The organism is Pantoea eucrina (assembly GCF_001691555.1).
Classification (GTDB): Bacteria; Pseudomonadota; Gammaproteobacteria; order Enterobacterales; family Enterobacteriaceae; genus Pantoea; species Pantoea borealis.
Window position 1 is genome coordinate 687,542 of record NZ_MAYN01000008.1, and the last position, 21,900, is coordinate 709,441.

17 protein-coding genes, 1 tRNA gene and 1 riboswitch are annotated in these 21,900 nt (G+C 55.6%); of the genes, 8 read left to right on the top strand and 10 right to left on the bottom strand.

Annotation, left to right across the window (positions count from 1 at the left end; genetic code table 11):
* The first annotated feature begins 231 nt into the window (after nt 1–231).
* The 3 genes from mglB to mglC all read left to right on the top strand — a co-directional run bounded on the left by mglB (nt 232) and on the right by mglC (nt 3,846).
* Complete coding sequence (mglB, locus tag BBA90_RS09340; RefSeq protein WP_065648885.1) at nt 232–1,227, top strand: galactose/glucose ABC transporter substrate-binding protein MglB; 996 nt, start codon at nt 232–234, stop codon at nt 1,225–1,227.
* A gap of 69 nt (nt 1,228–1,296) precedes the next feature.
* Entirely contained in the window at nt 1,297–2,817 is a 1,521-nt protein-coding gene (gene mglA, locus BBA90_RS09345) for a galactose/methyl galactoside ABC transporter ATP-binding protein MglA (RefSeq protein WP_065648886.1), read from the top strand.
* Nucleotides 2,818–2,835: 18 nt separating this feature from the next.
* Nucleotides 2,836–3,846, top strand: coding sequence for a galactose/methyl galactoside ABC transporter permease MglC (mglC, locus tag BBA90_RS09350; protein ID WP_039385433.1), 1,011 nt, complete (start codon nt 2,836–2,838; stop codon nt 3,844–3,846).
* Between the two features lie 78 nt (nt 3,847–3,924).
* Here mglC and sanA read toward each other — a convergent pair whose 3' ends face one another.
* The 7 genes from sanA to metG form a co-directional block, all read right to left on the bottom strand.
* A complete protein-coding gene (gene sanA / locus BBA90_RS09355) occupies nt 3,925–4,644 on the bottom strand; it encodes an outer membrane permeability protein SanA (protein ID WP_065648887.1) in 720 nt (239 codons plus the stop codon).
* Nucleotides 4,645–4,775: 131 nt separating this feature from the next.
* Nucleotides 4,776–6,473 (bottom strand): NAD-dependent malic enzyme, encoded by a 1,698-nt coding sequence (locus BBA90_RS09360; protein WP_065648888.1) that lies wholly within the window; start codon nt 6,471–6,473, stop codon nt 4,776–4,778.
* Between the two features lie 157 nt (nt 6,474–6,630).
* Entirely contained in the window at nt 6,631–7,527 is an 897-nt protein-coding gene (gene cdd / locus BBA90_RS09365; RefSeq protein WP_065648889.1) for a cytidine deaminase, read from the bottom strand.
* 124 nt (nt 7,528–7,651) lie between these two features.
* On the bottom strand, nt 7,652–8,344 hold the full coding sequence (locus tag BBA90_RS09370; RefSeq protein ID WP_065648890.1) for a CidB/LrgB family autolysis modulator: 693 nt from the start codon (nt 8,342–8,344) through the stop codon (nt 7,652–7,654).
* A complete protein-coding gene (locus BBA90_RS09375; RefSeq protein WP_039385425.1) occupies nt 8,337–8,723 on the bottom strand; it encodes a CidA/LrgA family protein in 387 nt (128 codons plus the stop codon). Before BBA90_RS09375 ends, BBA90_RS09370 begins: the two co-directional genes overlap by 8 nt.
* Nucleotides 8,724–8,864: 141 nt before the next feature.
* Entirely contained in the window at nt 8,865–12,002 is a 3,138-nt protein-coding gene (locus tag BBA90_RS09380) for an autotransporter outer membrane beta-barrel domain-containing protein (RefSeq protein ID WP_065648891.1), read from the bottom strand.
* A 625-nt stretch (nt 12,003–12,627) separates the two neighbouring features.
* The gene (gene metG / locus BBA90_RS09385; protein WP_065648892.1) at nt 12,628–14,661 is read right to left on the bottom strand and encodes a methionine--tRNA ligase; all 2,034 of its coding nucleotides are present in this window, start codon (nt 14,659–14,661) and stop codon (nt 12,628–12,630) included.
* Between the two features lie 163 nt (nt 14,662–14,824).
* Between metG and apbC the strand changes: the two genes are divergently transcribed.
* Entirely contained in the window at nt 14,825–15,937 is a 1,113-nt protein-coding gene (gene apbC / locus BBA90_RS09390; RefSeq protein WP_065648893.1) for an iron-sulfur cluster carrier protein ApbC, read from the top strand.
* Nucleotide 15,938: 1 nt separating this feature from the next.
* On the opposite strand, the gene BBA90_RS09395 is transcribed toward apbC, so the two are convergent.
* Nucleotides 15,939–16,385 carry a GNAT family N-acetyltransferase gene (locus BBA90_RS09395; RefSeq protein WP_065650442.1) on the bottom strand — a complete coding sequence of 149 codons (447 nt, stop codon included), beginning with the start codon at nt 16,383–16,385 and terminating at the stop codon, nt 15,939–15,941.
* Nucleotides 16,386–16,646: 261 nt separating this feature from the next.
* On the opposite strand from BBA90_RS09395, the gene ahpC reads away from it, so the two are divergent.
* Nucleotides 16,647–17,210 (top strand): alkyl hydroperoxide reductase subunit C, encoded by a 564-nt coding sequence (ahpC, locus tag BBA90_RS09400; protein ID WP_065648894.1) that lies wholly within the window; start codon nt 16,647–16,649, stop codon nt 17,208–17,210.
* Nucleotides 17,211–17,281: 71 nt separating this feature from the next.
* Nucleotides 17,282–18,850 carry an alkyl hydroperoxide reductase subunit F gene (ahpF, locus tag BBA90_RS09405; RefSeq protein WP_065648895.1) on the top strand — a complete coding sequence of 523 codons (1,569 nt, stop codon included), beginning with the start codon at nt 17,282–17,284 and terminating at the stop codon, nt 18,848–18,850.
* A gap of 62 nt (nt 18,851–18,912) precedes the next feature.
* Here ahpF and BBA90_RS09410 read toward each other — a convergent pair whose 3' ends face one another.
* Complete coding sequence (locus BBA90_RS09410; protein WP_139074180.1) at nt 18,913–19,116, bottom strand: hypothetical protein; 204 nt, start codon at nt 19,114–19,116, stop codon at nt 18,913–18,915.
* Between the two features lie 190 nt (nt 19,117–19,306).
* Nucleotides 19,307–19,403, top strand: a riboswitch (TPP riboswitch).
* A 69-nt stretch (nt 19,404–19,472) separates the two neighbouring features.
* On the opposite strand from BBA90_RS09410, the gene thiD reads away from it, so the two are divergent.
* Nucleotides 19,473–20,273 (top strand): bifunctional hydroxymethylpyrimidine kinase/phosphomethylpyrimidine kinase, encoded by an 801-nt coding sequence (gene thiD, locus BBA90_RS09415; protein ID WP_065650444.1) that lies wholly within the window; start codon nt 19,473–19,475, stop codon nt 20,271–20,273.
* 64 nt (nt 20,274–20,337) lie between these two features.
* Here thiD and BBA90_RS09420 read toward each other — a convergent pair.
* Nucleotides 20,338–20,413: transfer RNA gene (locus BBA90_RS09420), tRNA-Asn, on the bottom strand.
* A gap of 264 nt (nt 20,414–20,677) precedes the next feature.
* Here BBA90_RS09420 and BBA90_RS09425 point away from each other — a divergent pair.
* Complete coding sequence (locus BBA90_RS09425; RefSeq protein ID WP_065648896.1) at nt 20,678–21,799, top strand: Gfo/Idh/MocA family protein; 1,122 nt, start codon at nt 20,678–20,680, stop codon at nt 21,797–21,799.
* The last annotated feature ends 101 nt before the right edge of the window (nt 21,800–21,900 follow it).

Below are 21,900 nucleotides of genomic sequence, written 5' to 3' on the forward strand. Positions count from 1 at the left end.
AAACATCATGAAACGCCGGGTCACGCCCCTCCGGACAGGTTTCAGTAGCCGGTTGAAATGATTCACAACACTCTTCAGGAAGCGGTTACGTACAGGGAAGTCAGGATAGGGAGAGCGGTCCGGCCAATGCCAGCGCCTGCTCCAGAATGATAGCGTTTCAACCGACTGCGCTCGCCGCCCGCAGGCAGCATGGCGCAGGAAATACCCTGCATAATTAAAACCGGAGATACCATGAATAAGAAGGTTTTCACGCTCACAGCACTGGTTGCCAGCATGATGTTTGGTGCAACTGCGCACGCCGCCGATACCCGCATTGGCGTGACCATTTACAAATATGACGACAACTTCATGTCAATGGTGCGCAAGGATATTGAGAAAGAGTCCAAAGCGCTGGGCGGCATTCAGCTGCTGATGAATGACTCACAGAATGACCAGTCCAAACAGAATGACCAGATTGACGTGCTGATGGCCAAAGGCGTGAAAGCGCTGGCAATTAACCTGGTGGATCCGGCGGCAGCGGCCGTGGTAATTGATAAAGCCAAAGCCAATGACGTACCGATTGTGTTTTTCAACAAAGAGCCTAACGCTAAAGTGCTGGCCAGCTATCCAAAGGCATACTATGTCGGTACAGATTCCAAAGAGTCAGGTATCAAGCAGGGTGAGCTGATTGAGAAGCACTGGAAATCGACGCCGGCATGGGATCTGAACAAAGATGGACAGATTCAGTTTGTACTGCTGAAAGGCGAGCCAGGCCATCCGGATGCTGAAGCGCGTACCAAATATGTTATCGACACGCTGAACAAAGATGGCATCAAAACGCAGCAGCTGGCGATGGATACCGCGATGTGGGATACCGCACAGGCGAAAGATAAAGTCGATGCGTGGCTGTCTGGTCCGAATGCCAACAAAATTGAAGTAATCATCGCTAACAATGATGCGATGGCGATGGGCGCGGTTGAAGCACTGAAAGCACACAACAAATCAAGCATTCCGGTGTTTGGTGTCGATGCGCTGCCAGAAGCGCTGGCGCTGGTGAAATCGGGCGCCATGGCGGGTACCGTGCTGAACGATGCGGAAAACCAGGCAAAAGCCACGCTGGATATTGCGAAGAACCTGGCAGATGGCAAAGAGCCAACCGCGGGAACGAATTTCAAGATGGAAGACAAAGTCGTTCGCGTGCCGTATGTTGCCGTGGATAAAGAGAACCTCTCTCAGTTTGTGAAGTAATCCATTCCGGGCGCGGCAATTTGCCGCGCCTTATTGCATCTGCATACGCTTTTTTTAGCCAGGTAAATTATGGCCAGTGAGAATCCGACCACACAGCGTGAATATCTGCTGGAGATGACGAATGTCTCGAAATCATTTCCAGGGGTGAAAGCCTTAGATAATGTGAATTTGAAAGTGCGGCCGCACTCCGTCCATGCCTTAATGGGTGAAAACGGCGCCGGAAAATCGACATTATTAAAGTGCTTATTTGGCATCTATAAAAAAGATACGGGGAGTATTCTTTTTCAGGGCCAGGAGATTGACTATAAAAGCTCCAAAGAAGCGCTGGAAAATGGCGTCTCAATGGTGCATCAGGAATTAAACCTCGTGCTGCAGCGCAGCGTGATGGATAATATGTGGCTGGGCCGCTACCCGCGTAAAGGGCCGTTTGTCGATCAGGACAAAATGTATCGCGATACTAAAGCGATTTTTGATGAACTCGATATCGATATCGATCCGCGTGATAAAGTGGCGAATCTGTCTGTCTCGCAAATGCAAATGATTGAAATTGCCAAAGCGTTCTCTTATGACGCCAAAATTGTCATTATGGATGAACCGACTTCTTCGCTGACGGAGAAAGAAGTTAACCATCTGTTTACTATTATCCGTAAACTGAAAGATCGCGGCTGCGGTATTGTCTATATCTCCCATAAAATGGAAGAAATCTTTCAGCTGTGCGATGAGATCACCATTCTGCGCGACGGGCAGTGGATCGCCACCCAGTCGCTGGAAGGGCTGGATATGGATAAGATCATCGCCATGATGGTAGGCCGTTCGCTTAACCAGCGTTTCCCGGATAAGAGCAACGTGCCGGGCGAGGTGATTCTTGAAGTCCGCAACCTGACTTCACTGCGGCAGCCTTCGATTCGCGATATCTCATTTGACCTGCATAAAGGGGAGATCCTCGGAGTCGCCGGGCTGGTCGGTGCGAAACGTACTGATATCGTGGAGACGCTGTTTGGCATTCGTGAAAAATCGGGCGGGACTATCCGGCTGCATGGCAAAGCGATCAACAACCATAGTGCGAACGAGGCGATTAACCACGGTTTTGCGCTGGTCACAGAAGAACGTCGTTCTACGGGGATCTACGCCTATCTCGATATCGGTTTTAACTCGCTTATCTCCAATATTAAAAAATATAAATCCAGTATCGGCCTGCTCGATAATAAACGCATGAAGAGTGACACCCAATGGGTTATTGACTCCATGCGGGTAAAAACGCCAGGGCACCATACGCAGATCGGATCGCTTTCTGGCGGTAACCAGCAGAAAGTGATTATTGGTCGCTGGCTGTTAACGCAGCCGGAAATATTAATGCTTGATGAACCTACACGCGGTATTGACGTGGGGGCAAAATTTGAAATTTATCAGCTGATTTCAGAATTAGCCAAAAAAGAGAAGGGCATTATTATTATTTCCTCTGAAATGCCAGAGCTGCTGGGTATAACCGATCGTATTCTGGTCATGAGTAACGGTCAGGTAGCCGGTATTGTCGATACAAAAACGACCTCGCAGAATGAAATCCTGCGTTTAGCGTCATTACACCTTTAATGAAGCAAGGGCTTTAAAATGAAAGCGACCACTAAAAAGAATGCGCTAACCTGGTTAAAAGAGGGCGGTATTTACGTCGTCCTGTTTGTTCTGCTGGCGATTATTATTTTCCAGGATCCGACGTTTTTAAGTTTAATGAACCTGAGTAACATCCTGACGCAATCGTCGGTGCGTATTATTATCGCGCTGGGCGTGGCCGGGCTGATTGTGACTCAGGGTACCGACCTCTCTGCCGGACGGCAGGTGGGACTGGCGGCGGTAGTGGCGGCGACGCTGCTGCAGTCGATGGATAACGCGAACAAGGTTTTCCCGCATCTGGAAACCATGCCGATTCCGCTGGTGATTCTGGTGGTGTGCATTATTGGCGGCGTGATTGGCCTGGTTAACGGCGTAATCATCGCCTACCTCAAGGTAACGCCGTTCATTACCACGCTGGGTACGATGATCATCGTGTATGGCATTAACTCGCTCTACTACGATTTTGTCGGTGCTTCGCCAATTGCGGGTTTTGACGCGGGATTCTCCACCTTTACCCAGGGTTTCCTGCGCTTTGGTGATTTCAAGCTCTCGTTCATTACCTTCTACGCCATTATCGCTATCGTGTTTGTCTGGATCCTGTGGAACAAAACCCGTTTCGGCAAAAACATTTTCGCAATCGGTGGTAACCCGGAAGCGGCAAAGGTCTCAGGCGTCAACGTACCGTTTAACCTGATTCTGGTCTATGCCCTGTCAGGCGTGTTCTACGCGTTTGGCGGTCTGCTGGAAGCGGGCCGTATCGGCAGCGCCACTAACAACCTCGGCTTTATGTATGAGCTGGATGCGATTGCTGCCTGCGTGGTGGGTGGTGTCTCCTTCGCCGGCGGCGTGGGCACGGTTGCAGGCGTGGTGACCGGGGTGATTATCTTCACCGTGATCAACTACGGCCTGACCTACATTGGCGTTAACCCTTACTGGCAGTACATCATCAAGGGCGGCATCATCATCTTTGCGGTGGCGCTGGATTCCCTGAAGTATTCGCGCAAGAAATAACACTGACATAACGAAAAAAGGCTGCGCTGACGCAGCCTTTTTTTATGGCCGGCGGCCTGCCGCTTACCTCAGCAGACGCTATTTACGCAGCTTCTCTTCCAGCTCCAGCAGCTGCTCAGGCGTGACCGCCGGGTAGCTCTGCGCATCTTCCGGCACCGTATGCACTGCCGGAATCGGCACCAGCGGTCCGAGAAAACGCGGCTCGCGCTTCATCAGATAGAGATCGGCCATCGCGCCCAGCCGGGCACCGACTTCGCGTGCGCGTACTGACAACATATTTTTCGGTGAGGGTACGGCATAGCACTGTGCCTGAATGCCAAGGTGCAGCGCAATGTAGAGCGCACGTTCGCAGTGAAAGCGCTGGGTAATGATAATAAAGTCGTTGGTATCAAACACCTTACGCGTGCGCACAATCGAATCGAGCGTACGAAAACCGGCATAATCCAGCACGATATCAGACGGATCGACGCCGGCTTTAATCAGGTCGCGCCGCATAGTGGCAGGCTCGTTATAGCTCTGCTGAGCGTTGTCGCCGCTCAGGAGCAGGTAGTTAACTTTGCCGCTGTTATAGGCGTTAAGCGCGCCCTGCATGCGATAGAGGTAATACTGATTGATAACGCCGGCGCGATAATATTTTGCGGTGCCCAGTACCACGCCAACCTGACGATGCGGCAGCGAGGCAACATCTTCATAGATAAACGGCGCGGTTTTCCAGCTGATCCAGCGATCAAAGCCAAGCGCGGTCGCCACCATCGCTAAGATGATGATGATCAGAGCAAAGAAAACGCGTTTCAGCATGCGCGCGGCAACTCAACAGGCAGGATTCAGGGTGCTTCAAGGCTACTTGAGCCGGGGCAGCTAAGCAAGCTCACCCCGGCTGGCTGATGTTTTTTTCGGCAGTGCCGGATCGAAATCCGGCACGCTATACATCAGATAGAGGTACGGCGATAGTGACGATACTGTGGCAGCCAGAAGTTGTTGTGAACTGCTTTAGAAAGCACATCCTCCGACGTCACCACGGCAACGCCAGCCAGCTGTGCTGCTTTGCCGACTTCCATCGCAATCAGTTTGGAGACGCCCTGGATATCTTTGATCTCCGGCAGTACCGGGCCTTCGCCGTCGTTAACCAGCGGCGAGCAGTCAGCCAGCGCGCGGCTGGCCGTCATCAGCATGGAGTCGGTCACGCGCGTTGCGCCTGCGGCAATCACGCCCAGGCCGATACCCGGGAAGATATAGGAGTTATTGCACTGGGCAATCGGATAGGTTTTGCCTTTCCAGGTTACCGGTGAGAACGGGCTGCCGGTTGCAACCAGCGCGGCGCCGTCGGTCCAGGCGATGATGTCTGCCGGCGTCGCTTCCACGCGTGACGTCGGGTTAGAGAGCGGCATCACGATAGGGCGTTTGCAGTGCTTGTGCATCTCGCGAATGATCTCTTCGGTGAACAGGCCTGGCTGGCCCGATACGCCGATCAGAATATCGGGTTGTGCGTTGCGTACCACATCCAGCAGCGAAATTGTATCGCTGGTGACGTCCCACGCCTTCAGATTGTCACTTTTTTGCACCAGTTTGCTCTGGAAATCGAGCAGGTTTGGCAGCTTGTCGGTGAGCAGACCAAAGCGGTCAACCATCATGACCCGCGAACGCGCTTCCTCATCGCTCAGTCCTTCAGATTTCATCTGCGCAATGATCTGTTCAGCAATACCGCAGCCTGCAGAACCGGCGCCGAGGAAGACCACTTTCTGCTCGCACAGGCGGCTGCCTGCAGCGCGACTGGCGGCAATCAGTGTGCCTACGGTAACGGCTGCGGTGCCCTGAATATCATCGTTGAAGCAGCAGATTTCATCGCGATAGCGCTGCAGCAGCGGCATGGCGTTCTTCTGTGCAAAATCTTCAAACTGCAGCAGGACGTTTGGCCAGCGGCGTTTCACCGCCTGAATAAATTCATTCACAAACGACTCATACTCTTCGCCGGTAATGCGCGGATGACGCCAGCCCATATAGAGCGGATCGTTGAGCAGCTGCGGGTTATTCGTGCCGACATCCAGCACCACCGGCAGGGTGTAGGCCGGACTGATGCCGCCGCAGGCGGTATAGAGCGACAGCTTGCCAATCGGAATACCCATGCCGCCGATACCGAGGTCACCAAGACCAAGAATACGCTCGCCATCCGTTACCACAATGACCTTCACATTCTGCTTGGTAGCGTTCTGCAGCATGTCTTCAATGCGATCGCGATTGTTGTAAGAGATAAACACGCCGCGCGCGCGACGGTAGATCTCAGAGAAATGCTCACACGCTGCACCCACGGTCGGGGTATAAATAATCGGCATCATCTCTTCCAGATGATTGTCCAGCAGGCGGTAGAACAGGGTTTCATTGGTGTCCTGGATATTGCGCAGATAGACGTGCTTGTCGTTATTGTTTTTGAAATCCAGAAACTGACGCCAGGCGCGTTCCGCCTGCTCTTCAATGGTCTCAACCGCATCCGGCAGCAGACCATTCAGATTGAATTCGTTACGTTCTTCCAGTGAGAAAGCGCTGCCTTTATTCAGCAGCGGAAATTCCAGCAGAATCGGACCCGCATAAGGGATATAGAGCGGACGTTTACTTTCGTACTCGAGTTCCATGCAATGTTTGCTCCGGTTGCAGTGTTTGCTGACGTATCGCGACGAAAAGCTCACGCCAGATCTGATTAGTGTAAAGGTCTGGCGCCCGATCCTATGAAAATTCCGGCAGATGTACAGCTTTTGTTAACAGCAGGTCACAAAAGCGGTAAAAGGATCACTAAACGGATGTTTTTGAAACTAAAGTAATCGTCAGCGCGTGGCAGCCAAGCGCGGCAAGCGTCGCGCGCGTCGCATCCGCCTGCGTCAGCGCACCCTGCGCGGACTCAGCCAGCGCCGCGCGGCAGATGGTCTCCAGCGGTTCATGATGCATATTCATCAGGATCAGCGCGGCCTGCAGCGGGGGCAGGCTGGGATTAAACGCGGCATTTTCCGCATAGCGGCCGCTATAGATTGCGCCGCTGCGGCTCTCCAGTGCCACACCGCTATAGCTGTAGCTGTAAGGGGCGTGGCTCTGACTGGCGGCACTGATGGCCGCCTGCTGCAGCGCATCGCCGGCCGGGGCAAAGGCATGGTCAACCGGCGTCATCAGCCGCTCTGCAATATTAAGGTCAGCAGGACCAAACGCATCGGGCAGGTAGTGCGCCAGCGTGCTCACTTCGCGTCCCGGCAGGCTGATACGGATTGCCGTACCGCTGTTCAGCTCATTCATAAACTGACGGCAGTGGCCACACGGCGTGTAGTTTACGGTGATGGCCGCCAGCGCCGTTTCACCGCGCAGCCAGGCGTGGGTAATCGCGCTCTGCTCAGCGTGCACCGTCTGCTGCATCGTGGCGCCGCGAAACTCCATATTTGCCCCAAAATACCAGTGGCCGCTGACGCCACGCGCGATAGCGCCAACGTTAAAGCGGGAGAGCGGCGCAACCGCACAGCAGGCGGCGAGCGGCAGGAGCGCCAGCGCCAGTGCATCCTCTTCCAGTCCGGTCACCTGCTGCAGCTGTATCAACTCATCAGGGCGGAGCACGCCGTGAAAATCGGGCGCGTCCAGCAGCGGCTGCAGCGCCTGCTGCAGGGCCGCCGGCAGGTCGGAGAAAGCGGAAGAGAATCGTGGGTGCATGGTGTCAGGCCTCATTAACTCATCAGCGGCGGGGCGCCGCCTGCTGAGTTATATGTGATCCATGTCGCTATGACAATGCAAGCTGATTGAGTTGTTTCAACTTTGCGAGATCTCTCGCAAACTTTCAGCCAAACCACGCCAGCAGCAGCGGAAAGATAAACGGTGCCAGTAACGAGGTAATGATGCCGCAGATCACCAGCGCCAGTGAACTGAATGCCCCTTCCTGATAGTCGATTTCCGCCGCGCGCGCCGTGCCCAGCGCGTGTGACGCGTTGCCAATCGCCAGGCCGCGCGATGCTTTGCTGCGAATGCGCAGCAGGTTCAGCAGCATGTGCCCGAAGACGGCACCAAATACGCCTGCGATCAGCACGCAGATAGCGCTGATGGCCGGAATACCGTGCAGCGAGGCAGAGACCGCCATCGCAATCGGGGTGGTGACTGACTTGGGTAAGAGCGTCGCAGCGATCTCCGGGGTGGCGCCCAGCCATAGCGCCATCGCAGTGCCGGATACCATGGCGGTCAGGCTGCCAATAAAGCAGACGCTGATGATGGTTTTCCAGCGTGCACGGATCTGATGCATCTGCTCATAAAGCGGCAGCGCCAGCGCCACGACCGCTGGCTGCAGCAGCTGATTCAGCAGTGCGCTGCCGGCAAAATAGCGCGTATAGGGGGTATGCGTCAGCAGCAGCACCGGAATTATAATGGCCATGGCTACCAGCAGCGGGTTAATCAGCGAGATTTTAAGCTTTGCCGCCAGCCGGCGCGCCACAAAATAAGCAGCCAGCGTCAGCGGCAGGGACCACCAGACATCACTCATGCGGCTGCTCCTGTTTCGGGCGCTGCAGGCGTTCAGCGCTAAAACCCACCACCACCAGCACCATCAGCGTACTGGTGAGGCAGGAGACCACAATCGGACCAAACTGCGCGGAAAGCACATCGGTATAGCTGATGACGCCAACGCTTATCGGTACAAACAGCAGCGCCATATAGCGGATCAGCAGATGGCAGCCGGGTTTTACCCAGCGAACCGGCAGGATCTGCAGCCCCAGCAGTAAAAACAGCAGCAGCATACCGATAATACTGCCGGGAATAGTGAAGGGAAGCAGGGCGGCGAGCGCGATACCGGCATAGAGCGCGGCATAGATAATCATAAAGGCGCGCAGATAGCGCCAGCAGGCAGTTAACACGTCAGACATCTCCGGCTTCGGTCATCTGTTTTACATCATACGCATTACGCGCTTAGCGTGCCAGACGTCACAAAAGCCGGCGCTGAACCAGAAACTCAAAAAAACGCACCCGGGTCCGCTGCGGTTTACAGACGATGCCCGGAGCCGTTGTCAGAAGCGATAGCTGACGCTGATCGCCGCCTGGGTCTCAGACCAGCTGTTATCACCCACCTGCTGGCCAATAGTGCCTTTCAGGCCCAGGCCACCGCCCAGCGAACCGTCCACGCCCACACGCGCTTCGGCAATATTGCGACTGCCCTGTTGTGAGACCACTACATCATCCATGCGTACTGCGTATTCACGGCTGTTGTGGATCCAGTTGGCTTCGGTGAACAGGCTGAAGCGGCGGCCGTTGCGATCGTCCTGCGCAGCATGGCTCTTCATAAAGGCTTTAACCCCCAGGCTGCTGCTGACGTTATCCTGACCTTTGCCCTGCACCAGGGTACCGTTGCGCTCGGTATGGTCATCAGCCTTGATACCGGACCAGCCGATGCGCGCCTGCGGCTGCAGAAAGAAAGCACGACGCTCGCTCTGTGCCAGCGGAATAACGTAGCCGGAAGAGAGCGAGGCGCTAAGCCCTTTAGAGCGATAAGATTCTCCCGCTTCATCCTCACCTTCTACCTGATTGTTAAACCAGCTGTATTGCAGCGTGCTGTCTGCCCACAGGCCTTTCTCGTCGGTGCCTTCAGCAAACCAGGTACCATAAATACCGGTGGTATAGCCATTGATCTGGCCGCGGGCGCGGTAGCCGGTGATCCCGGATGTGGTGTTACTTTTGCTGTTGCCGTAGCCCGCCATCAGGCCGACGCGGGCAGTGTCCGTAGCGGCAATATCGCCGCCGAGCAGGGTCACTACGCTGTTGGCGCGGGTGCGCAGCTGGCCGTCACCGGCGTGCTGACGATTGTGATCGCCGGCGACGCGCAGCCAGAGTGACGTGTACTGCTGTTCGCCGGTCAGCGGATCGAGGTACCAGGTGCCCTGACGATCGCTCATACGGGTATCGAACAGCGTGGATGCAGTGGCGAGGTTAGCTGCATAAGCGCTGCCTTCCGGGCGCAGAACTGCCACGCTTTCGCCGCCGCCGTTATCACTACCACCGCCGTTGCCGCCACTGCCGCCATTATCACCGCCGCCGCCGTTGTCACCGCCGCTGCCGCCGTTGTCACCGCCCTCACCGATAACAGGCAGGCCTGTTTCCAGATTAATGCGATTGGTCAGGTACCAGTTTTTATTGCCGCGCAGCAGGCGGTATTCATAGGCGCCCGCAACGATGCGTCCCTGTTGCCTGAATGCGCTACTGTCGGCGCTGCCCTGAACTTCGATCAACTCAATGCCGTTAACCGTTTCCGCGCCGCGTCCACCAAGATTGTTCACCTGGATATTAGTGGTGCCTCCGGCGTCGCCGGTGACCACCAGCCGGTCGGTACGGGCATTGTCATCGTCAAGTTCGGTGCCGAAAATCAGGGTGCCGTCGTTGCCGGTGTAGTTGCCATCAACGGTAAGTACATTGCCGGCAGTGGCACCGGACAGTCTGATAGTTCCGGCATTGGTGGTGTCGCCCAGCGTCTGACGGTAGCCGTTCAAATCCAGTTCGCCATTGCTGCCGATATCCCAGACTGAGGCTGCGCTAAACGTATTATCTGAGCCGGCCCGAAGCATGCCACCTGTTACAGTGGTGGTACCTGAATAGTTGTTGATACCAGAGAGGGTCGTCACTCCTGATAACACAGCAATATCACCATCTCCCGTAATACGCGTATCGATATCATAATCAGTATCGGTATGGTTAACGTAAATGAGCGCGCGTGATACAGGCGTAGAGGCGAGTGTAATTTCTCTGGCATTTACGCGACCGGCGCGACTGGCAGTGGCGCCATTTATACTGCCTAAAGAGAGCGAAGAAGGGGCAAATGTGCCAGTCCCATTTATCAGGATATTGTCTGCTGTCAGCGCTGAACCATTTTTTACTATTATTGAACGTGAGCTTGTCAGCTGTCCGGCAACCGTCAGAGAAGCGCCATTTCCGTCCAGTAACAGGTTGCTGCTGTTATTCAGGCTGCCTGCAGATACAGTTGCGCCGTCCAGAATTTGTACTGTCCGAAGGTTACTGAGCTGGTTTCTGACCTGCAAATTGGTGGTATTGCCGCTGACAGTAAAAACAGAGCCATTATTGTTTACTGCATCTGCTGTTATCCTGGCACCATCGGTAAACCGCGTCTGGCCGTTGTTTGAAAACAGCCCAGATACCGCCAGTGCACTGCCCGCATTACTCACCGATAAGGCACCATTGTTATTACTGAGCGTGTCGGCGCTGAGCGTGGCGCCCGATCTCACCGCCACCGTGCCCCGGTTAACCAGCCCGTTGGCCACGTTCAGCGTGACGCCACGGCCGGTAACCGTCAGTGCGCCGCTGCCATCATAGCCATTCGCGATATTAACCCGGGTGCCGGCAGTAGCACCCTGAACGATAACGTTACCGCCATTATTGGTTATCGATCCGAGTTGCTGGCTGTAACCATTGGTATCCAGCGTGCCTTTAGAGCGAATTTCAAATGTGGCATTCTGCCCCAGTGCATTCGGCGCGCCAGCAAGCAGCGTTGCGTAGTTTTGTGTCCAGCCATTATCAATCAGATAGGAGCCTGAGAAGTTGCCTGTTTTCGCCAGCGTAGTTGTGCCTTCTCTTACATAAATGTCTCCATCTCCTGCTATGTTGCTGAGAATGCTGGCATTGAAAATATAGTTATTACTGTTATGGGAGAAGTTAATAAATGAGATATCAGCAAGCGTCACGGATGAAGCAGAAACTGAACCCGGAGCCGGCGCGACTCCCGTAATAGAGCCTCCAATTACAAAAGAAGAGGTTAAACGCAGGAAAATGTTATTCGCACTTAGCAATGCACCGTTGCCGACAGTAATTGCCACATTTCTATCCGTTGTCAGCGTGCCGAGCGTTGCGCGCGTTCCGGCTCCTGACAGTACTAAATCTCCTTCACCTGCAAACTTCAGGCTGTTAGCCGTAAGCTGGCTGCCACTGGTAATAAACATACCGCCAACGCCGGGTAACGTTTCAGTTGCGGTGATGTCATTGCTGGCATCAATCCAGTCAGCACCGTTGGGGGGCGGAGAAGAAGTGGTACCCGTAACGTTACCCTGATAGGTTATGGTGGCAAACGCGGTGCCCGGAGTGGTTAAAGCCCCTGCGATAGCAAGCGCCAGTGCAGACAGGTTAAACAATTTATGGCTCATCATTATGGGTCCTGTAATGTCGATACATTATGAGCGCCGGCCTGAGCCGGTATGTTTTGCTGCGAGAGTTAATGCTGCTGGCGCGGGAAGCTTTACCTGGTAATGTTTATATGCCACAAGTATGGTCGCGAGCCTTGCTGACCACAAAAAACAGAGCTGTATGCCCTGAACAGCAGGAAATAGATGTCCGCTGTTTTAAGTGAAAATCTGTGCGCCCGCGTTGATTATTTTAGCCTGTGAAAGAATAACAGCGCTTCGTTAACATAAATAGAAAATATTGCTTCAGAACTAAAAAGTACAGGATTGCTGGCAAAAAAAAGATATTCATTCTGGCGGAGGCGCACAGGAATTTAGCCTGATATTTTTTATCAATATTTTGCGGATTGGTGCGCCGAATTCTCAGCACTATTTGAATATGATTAAATTGCTTTTAGCTCATTTAAAAGCAGAATGATTTATTTTGCTCTGTATCTCACAGGTGTCTGCTATTAACAGCAGCAGCGAAAATATGCGGTTCTGACACGGTATCGCGAAAAATCTTTTTTCTGGCTGAATCGGGTTTTATATAGAATGGCACTAAAAATCAGCCCTCTCCGGAAAGAAGAGGGCTGTAAACGAAGAAAAGAGCTTACTTAACCGGCATGCCTGGCTGTGCGCCACTGTCCACCGAGAGCACGAACAGATCGCTGCCGCCCGGGCCGGCTGAGAGCACCATGCCTTCCGATACGCCAAAGCGCATCTTACGCGGCGCCAGATTGGCCACGATAATGGTCATCTTGCCCACCAGCACGGAAGGATCGGGGTAAGCCGCACGAATGCCGGAGAAGATCTGACGCTTCTCACCGCCGAGATCGAGCTGCAGGCGCAGCAGCTTGTCTGAACCCTCAACCAGCTCCGCCTGCTCAATCAGCGCCACGCGCATATCGACTTTGGCGAAATCATCAATGGTGATGGTGTCGCCAATCGGCGCGTCAGCGAGCGGGCCGCTTACGGCAGGTTTGCTGGCTGCCGCCGCATCCTCTTTCGATGCCGCAATCAGCGCTTCCACTTTTGCCATCTCAATGCGGCCGTAGAGTGCTTTGAACGGTGCCACGCTGTGGTTCAGCAGCGGCTGCGCGATGCCATCCCAGCTCAGTTCGCTCTGCAGAAACGCCTCAGCACGTTCGCTCAGCGACGGCAGTACCGGCTTCAGCCAGGTCATCAGCACGCGGAACAGGTTGATGCCCATTGAGCAGATCGCCTGCAGGTCAGCGTCGCGGCCTTCCTGTTTCGCCACCACCCACGGTGCCTGCTCATCAACATAGCGGTTTGCCAGATCGGCCAGCGTCATGATTTCACGAATGGCGCGGTTATATTCGCGGTTCGCCCACGCTTCGCCAATCTTCTCTGACGCCGCCACAAAGGTCTGATAAAGCGCCGGATCGGCGAGTTCAGCAGCCAGTTCACCGTTAAAGCGTTTGGTGATAAAACCGGCGTTGCGCGAGGCAAGGTTAACCACTTTGTTCACGATGTCAGCGTTAACGCGCTGCACAAAATCTTCCAGATTCAGGTCGATGTCATCAATGCGCGAAGAGAGCTTGGCCGCGTAGTAATAGCGCAGGCTGTCGGCATCGAGATGCTGCAGCCAGGTGCTGGCTTTGATAAAGGTGCCGCGCGATTTTGACATCTTCGCGCCGTTTACCGTGACATAGCCATGTACAAACAGATTGGTCGGCTTGCGGAAACCGCTGCCTTCCAGCATGGCTGGCCAGAACAGGCTGTGGAAATAGACGATATCTTTACCGATAAAGTGGTAGAGCTCGGTCGCGGAATCTTTCTGCCAGAATTCGCTGAAGTCGATATCGCCGCGCTTATCGCACAGGTTCTTAAACGAGCCCATGTACCCGATTGGCGCATCAAGCCAGACGTAGAAATATTTGCCCGGCGCGTCCGGGATCTCGAAGCCAAAGTAGGGCGCATCGCGGGAGATATCCCACTGCTGCAGTCCCGACTCAAACCACTCCTGCATCTTGTTGGCAACCTGCTCCTGCAGCGCACCGGAGCGGGTCCACGCCTGCAGCATCTCGCTGAACGACGGCAGATCGAAGAAGAAGTGCTCGGAGTCACGCAGTTCCGGCGTTGCGCCTGATACGACTGATTTAGGCTCAATCAGCTCCGTCGGGCTGTAGGTGGCGCTGCATACTTCGCAGTTATCGCCATACTGATCGGCTGCTTTACATTTCGGGCAGATGCCCTTCACAAAACGATCGGGCAGGAACATCCCTTTTTCCGGATCGTAGAGCTGTGAAATGGTGCGCTTTTTGATAAAGCCATTTTCATTCAGGCGCGTGTAGATCAGCTCAGCCAGCTGACGATTCTCATCGGCATGCGTTGAGTGATAGTTGTCATAGCTGATATTAAAACCGGCGAAGTCAGTTTCGTGCTCCTGCTTCATATCGGCGATCATCTGCTCCGGGGTGATGCCCAGCTGCTGCGCTTTCAGCATAATCGGCGTGCCGTGGGCATCGTCTGCGCAGATGAAGTAAACCTGATTGCCACGCATTCGCTGGTAACGGACCCATACATCAGCCTGGATGTGTTCCAGCATGTGACCAAGATGGATAGAGCCGTTTGCGTACGGCAGGGCGCACGTTACCAGTAATTTTTTAGCGACTTGAGTCATGATTTGCGTAGCTTTCCGTTAATAAAAAATCGGGGGTTAGATGGTAACCGAAGCACCCTCCGGCGTAAACACAGGAGGCGCGTCGCGCTCTTTTCCGCGCGGCTCTGATATGATTGACCTTATACCGCTACATTCTGGCGTCATGATGAAATAAGGAGAGGGGATGAGCACACAATCCCGGGATTATCATTCACCTGAAGCGTTGCGTGCCGCGGTCAGCGGCGTGCTGAGCGCGTTTACGCACCCCACGCTGCAGCAGAATCTCACTACGCTGAAAGCGCTGCGGCATGTCGCGCTGCTGGATGAAAAACTGCATATTGAGCTGGTTATGCCGTTTGTCTGGCATAGCGCATTTGAGGATCTTAAAGCGCAGGTCAGCGCGGAGCTGCTGCGTCTGACGCAGGCACGCGCTATCGACTGGCGTCTGCGCCACGATATCGCCACGCTGAAGCGGGTAAAAAATCAGCCGGGCGTGAACGGCGTGAAAAATATTATTGCGGTCAGCTCCGGCAAAGGCGGCGTCGGCAAGTCGAGCACGGCGGTCAACATGGCGCTGGCGCTGGCGGCGGAAGGGGCGCGCGTGGGCCTGCTGGATGCGGATATTTATGGTCCCTCTATCCCGAACATGCTGGGAACGGAAGCGGAGCGTCCGACGTCGCCTGACGGCACGCACATGGCCCCGATTATGGCGCACGGGCTTGCCACCAACTCCATTGGCTATCTGGTCACGGACGATAACGCCATGGTGTGGCGTGGGCCAATGGCGAGCAAGGCGCTGCTGCAGCTGCTCAACGAGACGCTGTGGCCCGATCTCGACTATCTGGTGCTCGATATGCCGCCCGGCACCGGGGATATACAGCTGACGCTGGCGCAGAGCGTACCGGTCACCGGCGCCGTGGTGGTAACTACGCCGCAGGATATTGCGCTGCTGGATGCGCGCAAAGGCATTGTGATGTTTGAAAAAGTGGCGGTGCCGGTGCTGGGGGTGGTGGAGAACATGAGCATGCATATCTGCAGTGAATGTGGCCATCACGAGCCAATCTTTGGTACCGGCGGGGCTGAGCGGCTGGTGCAGGATTACCACACCCGCCTGCTGGCACAGCTGCCGCTGCATATTCATCTGCGGGAAGACCTGGATGACGGAACGCCTACGGTGATCCGCCGGCCAGAGAGCGGGTTTACCGCGCTCTATCGCCAGCTGGCGGGGCGCGTAGCCGCTCAGCTCTACTGGCAGGGCGAGATTATCCCGGGCGACATCGCATTCCGGGCGGTGTAGCTTACGCTGTTTCGCTGGCGCGTCCCGCCAGCGGATAATGCATCAGCACATAGGTACCCTGTTCGCCTTCACCGCTGGCGACACGTTGCCAGCCGTGATGCTGGTAGAACGCCAGCGCGGCCCGGTTCTCTGCCAGACATTTCAGCGCGCCGGTTGAGGTAAAGCGTGCTGTAACCTGCTGCAGCAGCGCGCTGCCCACCCCCTGAGCCTGATGCGCCGGGTCAACGTAAAGGCTGTGCAGAAAATTATCGTTGTCCAGAATACCGGCAAAACCCGCGCGTTCGCCGTTTATCTCCGCTACCAGCACCGTTTCGCCCAGGATCACCGCATCAAAATCTTCCAGCTGCCAGTCATCACCGTTGAGCCATGTCCAGCTGTGCCGGCGCGCGGCGAGAAACAGCGTGCGCAGAAACGGACGGTCGCTCTCTTGAAAAGGTCGGATATTCACGTGCGGGGTCTCCTGAATCGCAAGCATCGCTTATGGCACGCGGTCATACGCACCAGCCTGTAAAAAAAATAGCAGTTTTGCCGCATTCTGAGAAAGCCTGTTATCGCCGCCGCTTTTCTGTGTAGAATGCCGCGGCAAGCCGCACCGGATCTGGTCTCGCTGCATTGATAGCTTTTGTTTATCTGAGTGATAACGTCTGCGTATTAGCACCTGGCCCGAAAAAACTGTAGCCTGCATCACATCTTTTTAACGGAGGTCACTATGTCAATCATTAACACCAAAATTAAACCGTTCAAAAACGCAGCGTTCAAAAACGGCGAATTCATCGACGTAACCGAGAAAGACGTTGAAGGTAAATGGAGTGTTTTCTTCTTCTACCCGGCTGACTTCACCTTCGTATGCCCGACTGAACTGGGTGACGTTGCAGACCACTACGAAGAGTTCCAGAAACTGGGCGTAGATATCTACTCTGTTTCTACTGACACGCACTTTACCCACAAAGCCTGGCACGGTTCTTCCGAGACCATCGGCAAAATCCAGTATGCCATGCTCGGCGATCCAACCGGCGCGCTGACCCGCAACTTTGAAATCATGCGTGAAGCAGAAGGTCTGGCCGATCGCGGTACCTTCATCGTTGACCCTGAAGGCATCATCCAGGCGATCGAAATCACCGCTGAAGGTATTGGCCGTGACGCATCTGACCTGCTGCGCAAAGTGAAAGCCGCCCAGTACGTGGCCTCTCACCCAGGCGAAGTCTGCCCGGCTAAATGGAAAGAAGGCGACGCCACGCTGGCTCCGTCACTGGACCTGGTTGGTAAAATCTAAGTTACCTGACACCATTCGGTCTCTTTTTTATCGGGTGCTGCGGCACCCGATTTTCTTCACAGGAACTCACTATGCTCGACACCAATTTAAAAACCCAGCTTAAGGCTTACCTTGAGAAACTAACGAAACCGGTTGAGTTGATTGCTACCCTGGATGAGGGCGCTAAATCTGCAGAGATCCGTACGCTGTTAGCAGACATTGCTGCGCTCTCTGACAAAGTCAGCTTCCGTGAAGAGAACGATCGTCCGGTCCGCAAGCCATCGTTTCTGATTACCAACCCAGGCAGCCAGAGCGGTCCGCGCTTTGCCGGTTCGCCAATGGGCCATGAATTTACGTCACTGGTGCTGGCCCTGCTCCAGACCGGTGGACATCCCTCTAAAGAGGCGCAAAGCCTGCTGGATCAGGTTATTTCACTCGATACCGATCTGCACTTTGAAACGTACTATTCGCTCTCCTGCCACAACTGCCCGGACGTGGTGCAGGCGCTGAACCTGATGGCGGTGCTTAACCCGCGTATCAGCCACACCGCCATTGATGGCGGCGTGTTCCAGCATGAAATCACCGAGCGCAACGTCATGGGCGTGCCGGCTGTCTACCTTAACGGCAAAGAGTTTGGTCAGGGCCGCATGAGCCTGGCTGAAATCGTCGGAAAAGTAGATACCAACGCTGATAAGCGTGCGGCAGAAGAGCTGAACAAGCGTGACGCTTATGAAGTCCTGATCATCGGCAGTGGTCCGGCAGGCGCCGCGGCCGCTATCTACTCCGCGCGTAAAGGTATTCGCACCGGCCTGATGGGCGAGCGTTTTGGCGGCCAGGTGCTGGATACAGTAGATATTGAAAACTACATCTCTGTACCCAAAACAGAAGGTGCGAAGCTGGCGGGTTCACTGCGCGCGCACGTCGATGATTACGCGGTGGATGTGATTGACACGCAGAGCGCGATTAAACTGATCCCGGCCGCGCAGGAAGGGGGATTGCACGCTATTGAAACCGCTTCCGGCGCGGTGCTGAAATCACGCAGCATCATTATCGCCACCGGCGCGCGCTGGCGCAACATGGGCGTACCGGGCGAAGATCAGTATCGTACCAAAGGGGTAACCTACTGTCCGCACTGCGACGGCCCGCTGTTTAAAGGCAAGCGCACCGCGGTCATTGGCGGCGGTAACTCCGGCGTGGAAGCGGCCATCGACCTGGCCGGTATCGTTGAGCACGTTACGCTGCTGGAATTTGCCGGTGAAATGCGTGCCGACAAAGTGCTGCAGGATAAACTGCGCAGCCTGAAAAATGTCGACGTGATCCTCAACGCCCAGACTACCGAAGTCAAAGGCGACGGCAGCAAAGTCACCGGCCTGGCGTATCTGGATCGCACCACGCAGACCACGCACGAGCTGGCGCTGAGCGGCATCTTTGTACAGATTGGTCTGCTGCCTAATACCGGCTTCCTTGAAGGCGCGGTAGAGCGTAACCGCATGGGTGAAGTGATCATCGATGCGAAGTGCGAAACCAGCCTGAAAGGCGTGTTTGCCGCCGGCGACTGCACCACGGTGCCCTATAAGCAGATTATCATCGCCAGCGGCGAGGGCGCTAAAGCGTCACTCAGCGCCTTTGATTATCTGATCCGCACCCAGCCGGCACAGTAAATTCAATTCTGTTATCCGGCCTGCGCCCCGCACCTTGCTGCGGGGCTTTTTTTTGCCGTTAATCAGCCAAGCCAGCGGCGTGCTTCGCTATCGCTGAGGTCGCGGTAGTAAAGCTTGTGCAGCCGCGCGCCACAGCCGCGACAGCGTGCGGTGATACAGGTGGCCAGGCAGTAACGTCCGGCAGGGTTCAGAACGCCGGGGCGGCTGATTGTAATCTGATGCCAGCGGTGAGCATGCGGAATAAGATGGCGCAGCAGGTTAATCATGGTGATATCCGGCAGGGTGGTCCGGCAGCAGATTAAGCACGCAGCAGCGTTATCGCGGCTTGCGCTGTATCAATAAACCGGTCACCCCAGCGGTCTGTCTGCCTCTGCAACCGCGCAGATCAATGTTTCTGCTCTCTGTGGCTTGCTTCAGGCGATCACTTCCCCTAAGCTGCCGGTGTGTCGTAACAGACACCATGACTCGGGGTGCCCTTCTTTGTGAAGGCTGAGAAATACCCGTATTACCTGATCTGGATAATGCCAGCGTAGGGAAGTCAGATGCCTGCGCGCATTCGCCTTCCTGTACGCCTGACAGGAGCGCTATGATGACCCACCCTTTCTCTGCTTTGCCGCGCGGCTTGCCCCGTATAAATGCCCTGACCATTGCCGGCACCGATCCCAGCGGCGGCGCGGGGATTCAGGCCGATCTCAAAACCTTTTCTGCACTCAGCGCCTACGGCACCAGCGTCATTACCGCACTGGTGGCGCAAAACACCTGCGGCGTGCAGTCGGTCTGTTATCTTTCCCCGGCGTTTGTCGCCGCACAGCTCGATTCGGTCCTGAGCGATATCCGTATCGATACGGCGAAAATCGGCATGCTGGCCGGGAGCGATATCGTGGAGGTCGTAGCAGAAAAACTGGCGCGTGCGCGGCTGCCGTTTGTGGTGCTGGATACGGTCATGATTGCCAAAAGCGGCGATGCGCTGCTGGCCCCCGAGGCGGTGGCAGCGATGCGTGAGCGGCTGCTGCCGCAGGTTTCACTGATCACGCCTAATCTGCCGGAAGCGGCGGCGCTGCTGGAAACGGCACCTGCCCGGGATGAGCGCGCCATGCTGCAGCAGGGGGAGGGACTGCTGGATCTCGGCTGTGCAGCGGTGCTGATGAAGGGCGGCCATCTGGAGGATGCAGAGAGCCCTGACTGGCTGATCACCCGCAGCGGTCGCACCCGTTTTACGGCGCCGCGCGTGGCGACGCGTCATACCCACGGCACCGGCTGTACACTGTCGGCAGCGCTGGCGGCGCTGCGACCACGGCATGAGAGCTGGGCTGATACAGTGGCAGCGGCAAAAGGCTGGCTGCAGCAGGCGCTGCTGCAGGCCGATTCACTGGAGGCAGGAAAGGGCATCGGGCCGGTGCATCATTTTCATCACTGGTGGTAGGACGCAGGCGGATAGTACGCAGGCATAAAAAAAGCAGCCTTACAGGCTGCTCTTTTTAAGAATCTGGCTCCTCTGACTGGACTCGAACCAGTGACATACGGATTAACAGTCCGCCGTTCTACCGACTGAACTACAGAGGAATTGTGTGGAACGGGGCGCATAATATCGGGCAGCCTGCTGCGTGTCAAAGCCCTTTTGCAAAATTTTCACCGACTGCTGAATAAACCGCCACTCCCTGACACAATGTGAGGAATATCACCAAAGTACTGCAACCTTACAGCGGTAATTGCTGGTTTTGTCGTGTGCCCCACATCAATGATCACAGATATTTCATTTCGCCATTGTGGCGCCGAAATATGAAACATATATTCCGCGAAACCTTCTCTACTTTTCACGGGTGCAGCATGAACAGAGTCAGAATCGGAATGATTGGCAGCGGATATATCGGGCGGTGTCACGCTATCGCCTATGCGCAGGCACCCACGGTATTTGCCCTGAAGGGGGAGATCGTGCGTGAGATGCTGGCTGAAGTAAACCCGGCCCTGGCGGCAAAGCAGGCCGCCACGTTTGGCTTTGCCCGTTCCACCGGCGACTGGCGCGAGCTGGTCAGCGATCCGCAGATCGATGTCGTGGATATCTGCGCGCCCAACTTCCTGCATAAAGAGATGGCGCTGGAGGCGATTCGCCACGGCAAACATGTCTACTCGGAAAAACCGCTGTCGCTGAGCGTAGCGGATGCAGAGGAGATGGTACAGGCCGCAGAGCGGGCAGGTGTAAAAACGCTGGTGGGCTTTAACTACATGAAAAACCCGACCAGCCAGCTGGCGCGGGAGATCATTGCGCGCGGCGAGATTGGTGACGTGGTGCATTTTTACGGCACCCATAACGAAGATTATCTCGCCAGCCCGCAGACGCCGCTGGACTGGCACTGTCAGCAAAAACTGGCGGGGCTGGGCGCGCTGGGCGATCTGGCAGCGCACATCGTCAATATGGCGCACTATCTGGTGGGCGACATCGAGGAAGTCAGCGGTGACATGATGACGGTTATCACGCAGCGGCCCGACCCTAAAGATCCTGCGCGTCTGCTGCCGGTAGAGAATGAAGATCAGGCCAGCGCGCTGCTGCGCTTCAGAAATGGCGCGCACGGGGTTATTGAGACCTCACGCATCGCCTGCGGCAGCAAAATGGGGCTGACCTACGTAGTGACCGGCACCCGGGGCACGCTGCGTTATACCCAGGAGCGCATGGCGGAGCTGGAGCTTTATCTCCACGATGAGCCTGCCGGGCGGCAGGGCTTTAAAACGCTGCTCACCGGGCCGGCGCATCCGGACTACGCCAGCTTCTGCGTCTCTGCCGGACACGGTATTGGTTTTAACGACCAGAAAACCGTGGAGATCCGCGACCTGATCAACGGCATCGCGGCGGGCGATCGTATGTGGCCGGACTTTGCCGAAGGGTTACAGGTACAAAAGGTGCTGGAAGCCATCGCAGTTTCGGCGGCTGAGCGGCGCTGGATGAAGGTGTGATGCGGAGGGTTAAGCCAGTCGCCCTGACTGCAGAGCGGCTTTTGAGGAGGTCGCCGGGTGTGGCGACCCTGCAAGTCACAGGGTGCGCATTGATGCGCCCC

Coding starts and splice junctions, on each gene's coding strand:
- cdd (WP_065648889.1), bottom strand. CDS start 7,527: ATGCACCCACGATTCTCTTCCGCTTTCTCCGACCTGCCGGCGGCCCTG.
- BBA90_RS09375 (WP_039385425.1), bottom strand. CDS start 8,723: ATGTCTGACGTGTTAACTGCCTGCTGGCGCTATCTGCGCGCCTTTATG.
- BBA90_RS09425 (WP_065648896.1), top strand. CDS start 20,678: ATGAACAGAGTCAGAATCGGAATGATTGGCAGCGGATATATCGGGCGG.
- mglA (WP_065648886.1), top strand. CDS start 1,297: ATGGCCAGTGAGAATCCGACCACACAGCGTGAATATCTGCTGGAGATG.
- ahpF (WP_065648895.1), top strand. CDS start 17,282: ATGCTCGACACCAATTTAAAAACCCAGCTTAAGGCTTACCTTGAGAAA.
- apbC (WP_065648893.1), top strand. CDS start 14,825: ATGAGCACACAATCCCGGGATTATCATTCACCTGAAGCGTTGCGTGCC.
- BBA90_RS09370 (WP_065648890.1), bottom strand. CDS start 8,344: ATGAGTGATGTCTGGTGGTCCCTGCCGCTGACGCTGGCTGCTTATTTT.
- sanA (WP_065648887.1), bottom strand. CDS start 4,644: ATGCTGAAACGCGTTTTCTTTGCTCTGATCATCATCATCTTAGCGATG.
- BBA90_RS09380 (WP_065648891.1), bottom strand. CDS start 12,002: ATGATGAGCCATAAATTGTTTAACCTGTCTGCACTGGCGCTTGCTATC.
- BBA90_RS09410 (WP_139074180.1), bottom strand. CDS start 19,116: ATGATTAACCTGCTGCGCCATCTTATTCCGCATGCTCACCGCTGGCAT.
- mglB (WP_065648885.1), top strand. CDS start 232: ATGAATAAGAAGGTTTTCACGCTCACAGCACTGGTTGCCAGCATGATG.
- mglC (WP_039385433.1), top strand. CDS start 2,836: ATGAAAGCGACCACTAAAAAGAATGCGCTAACCTGGTTAAAAGAGGGC.
- ahpC (WP_065648894.1), top strand. CDS start 16,647: ATGTCAATCATTAACACCAAAATTAAACCGTTCAAAAACGCAGCGTTC.
- metG (WP_065648892.1), bottom strand. CDS start 14,661: ATGACTCAAGTCGCTAAAAAATTACTGGTAACGTGCGCCCTGCCGTAC.
- BBA90_RS09360 (WP_065648888.1), bottom strand. CDS start 6,473: ATGGAACTCGAGTACGAAAGTAAACGTCCGCTCTATATCCCTTATGCG.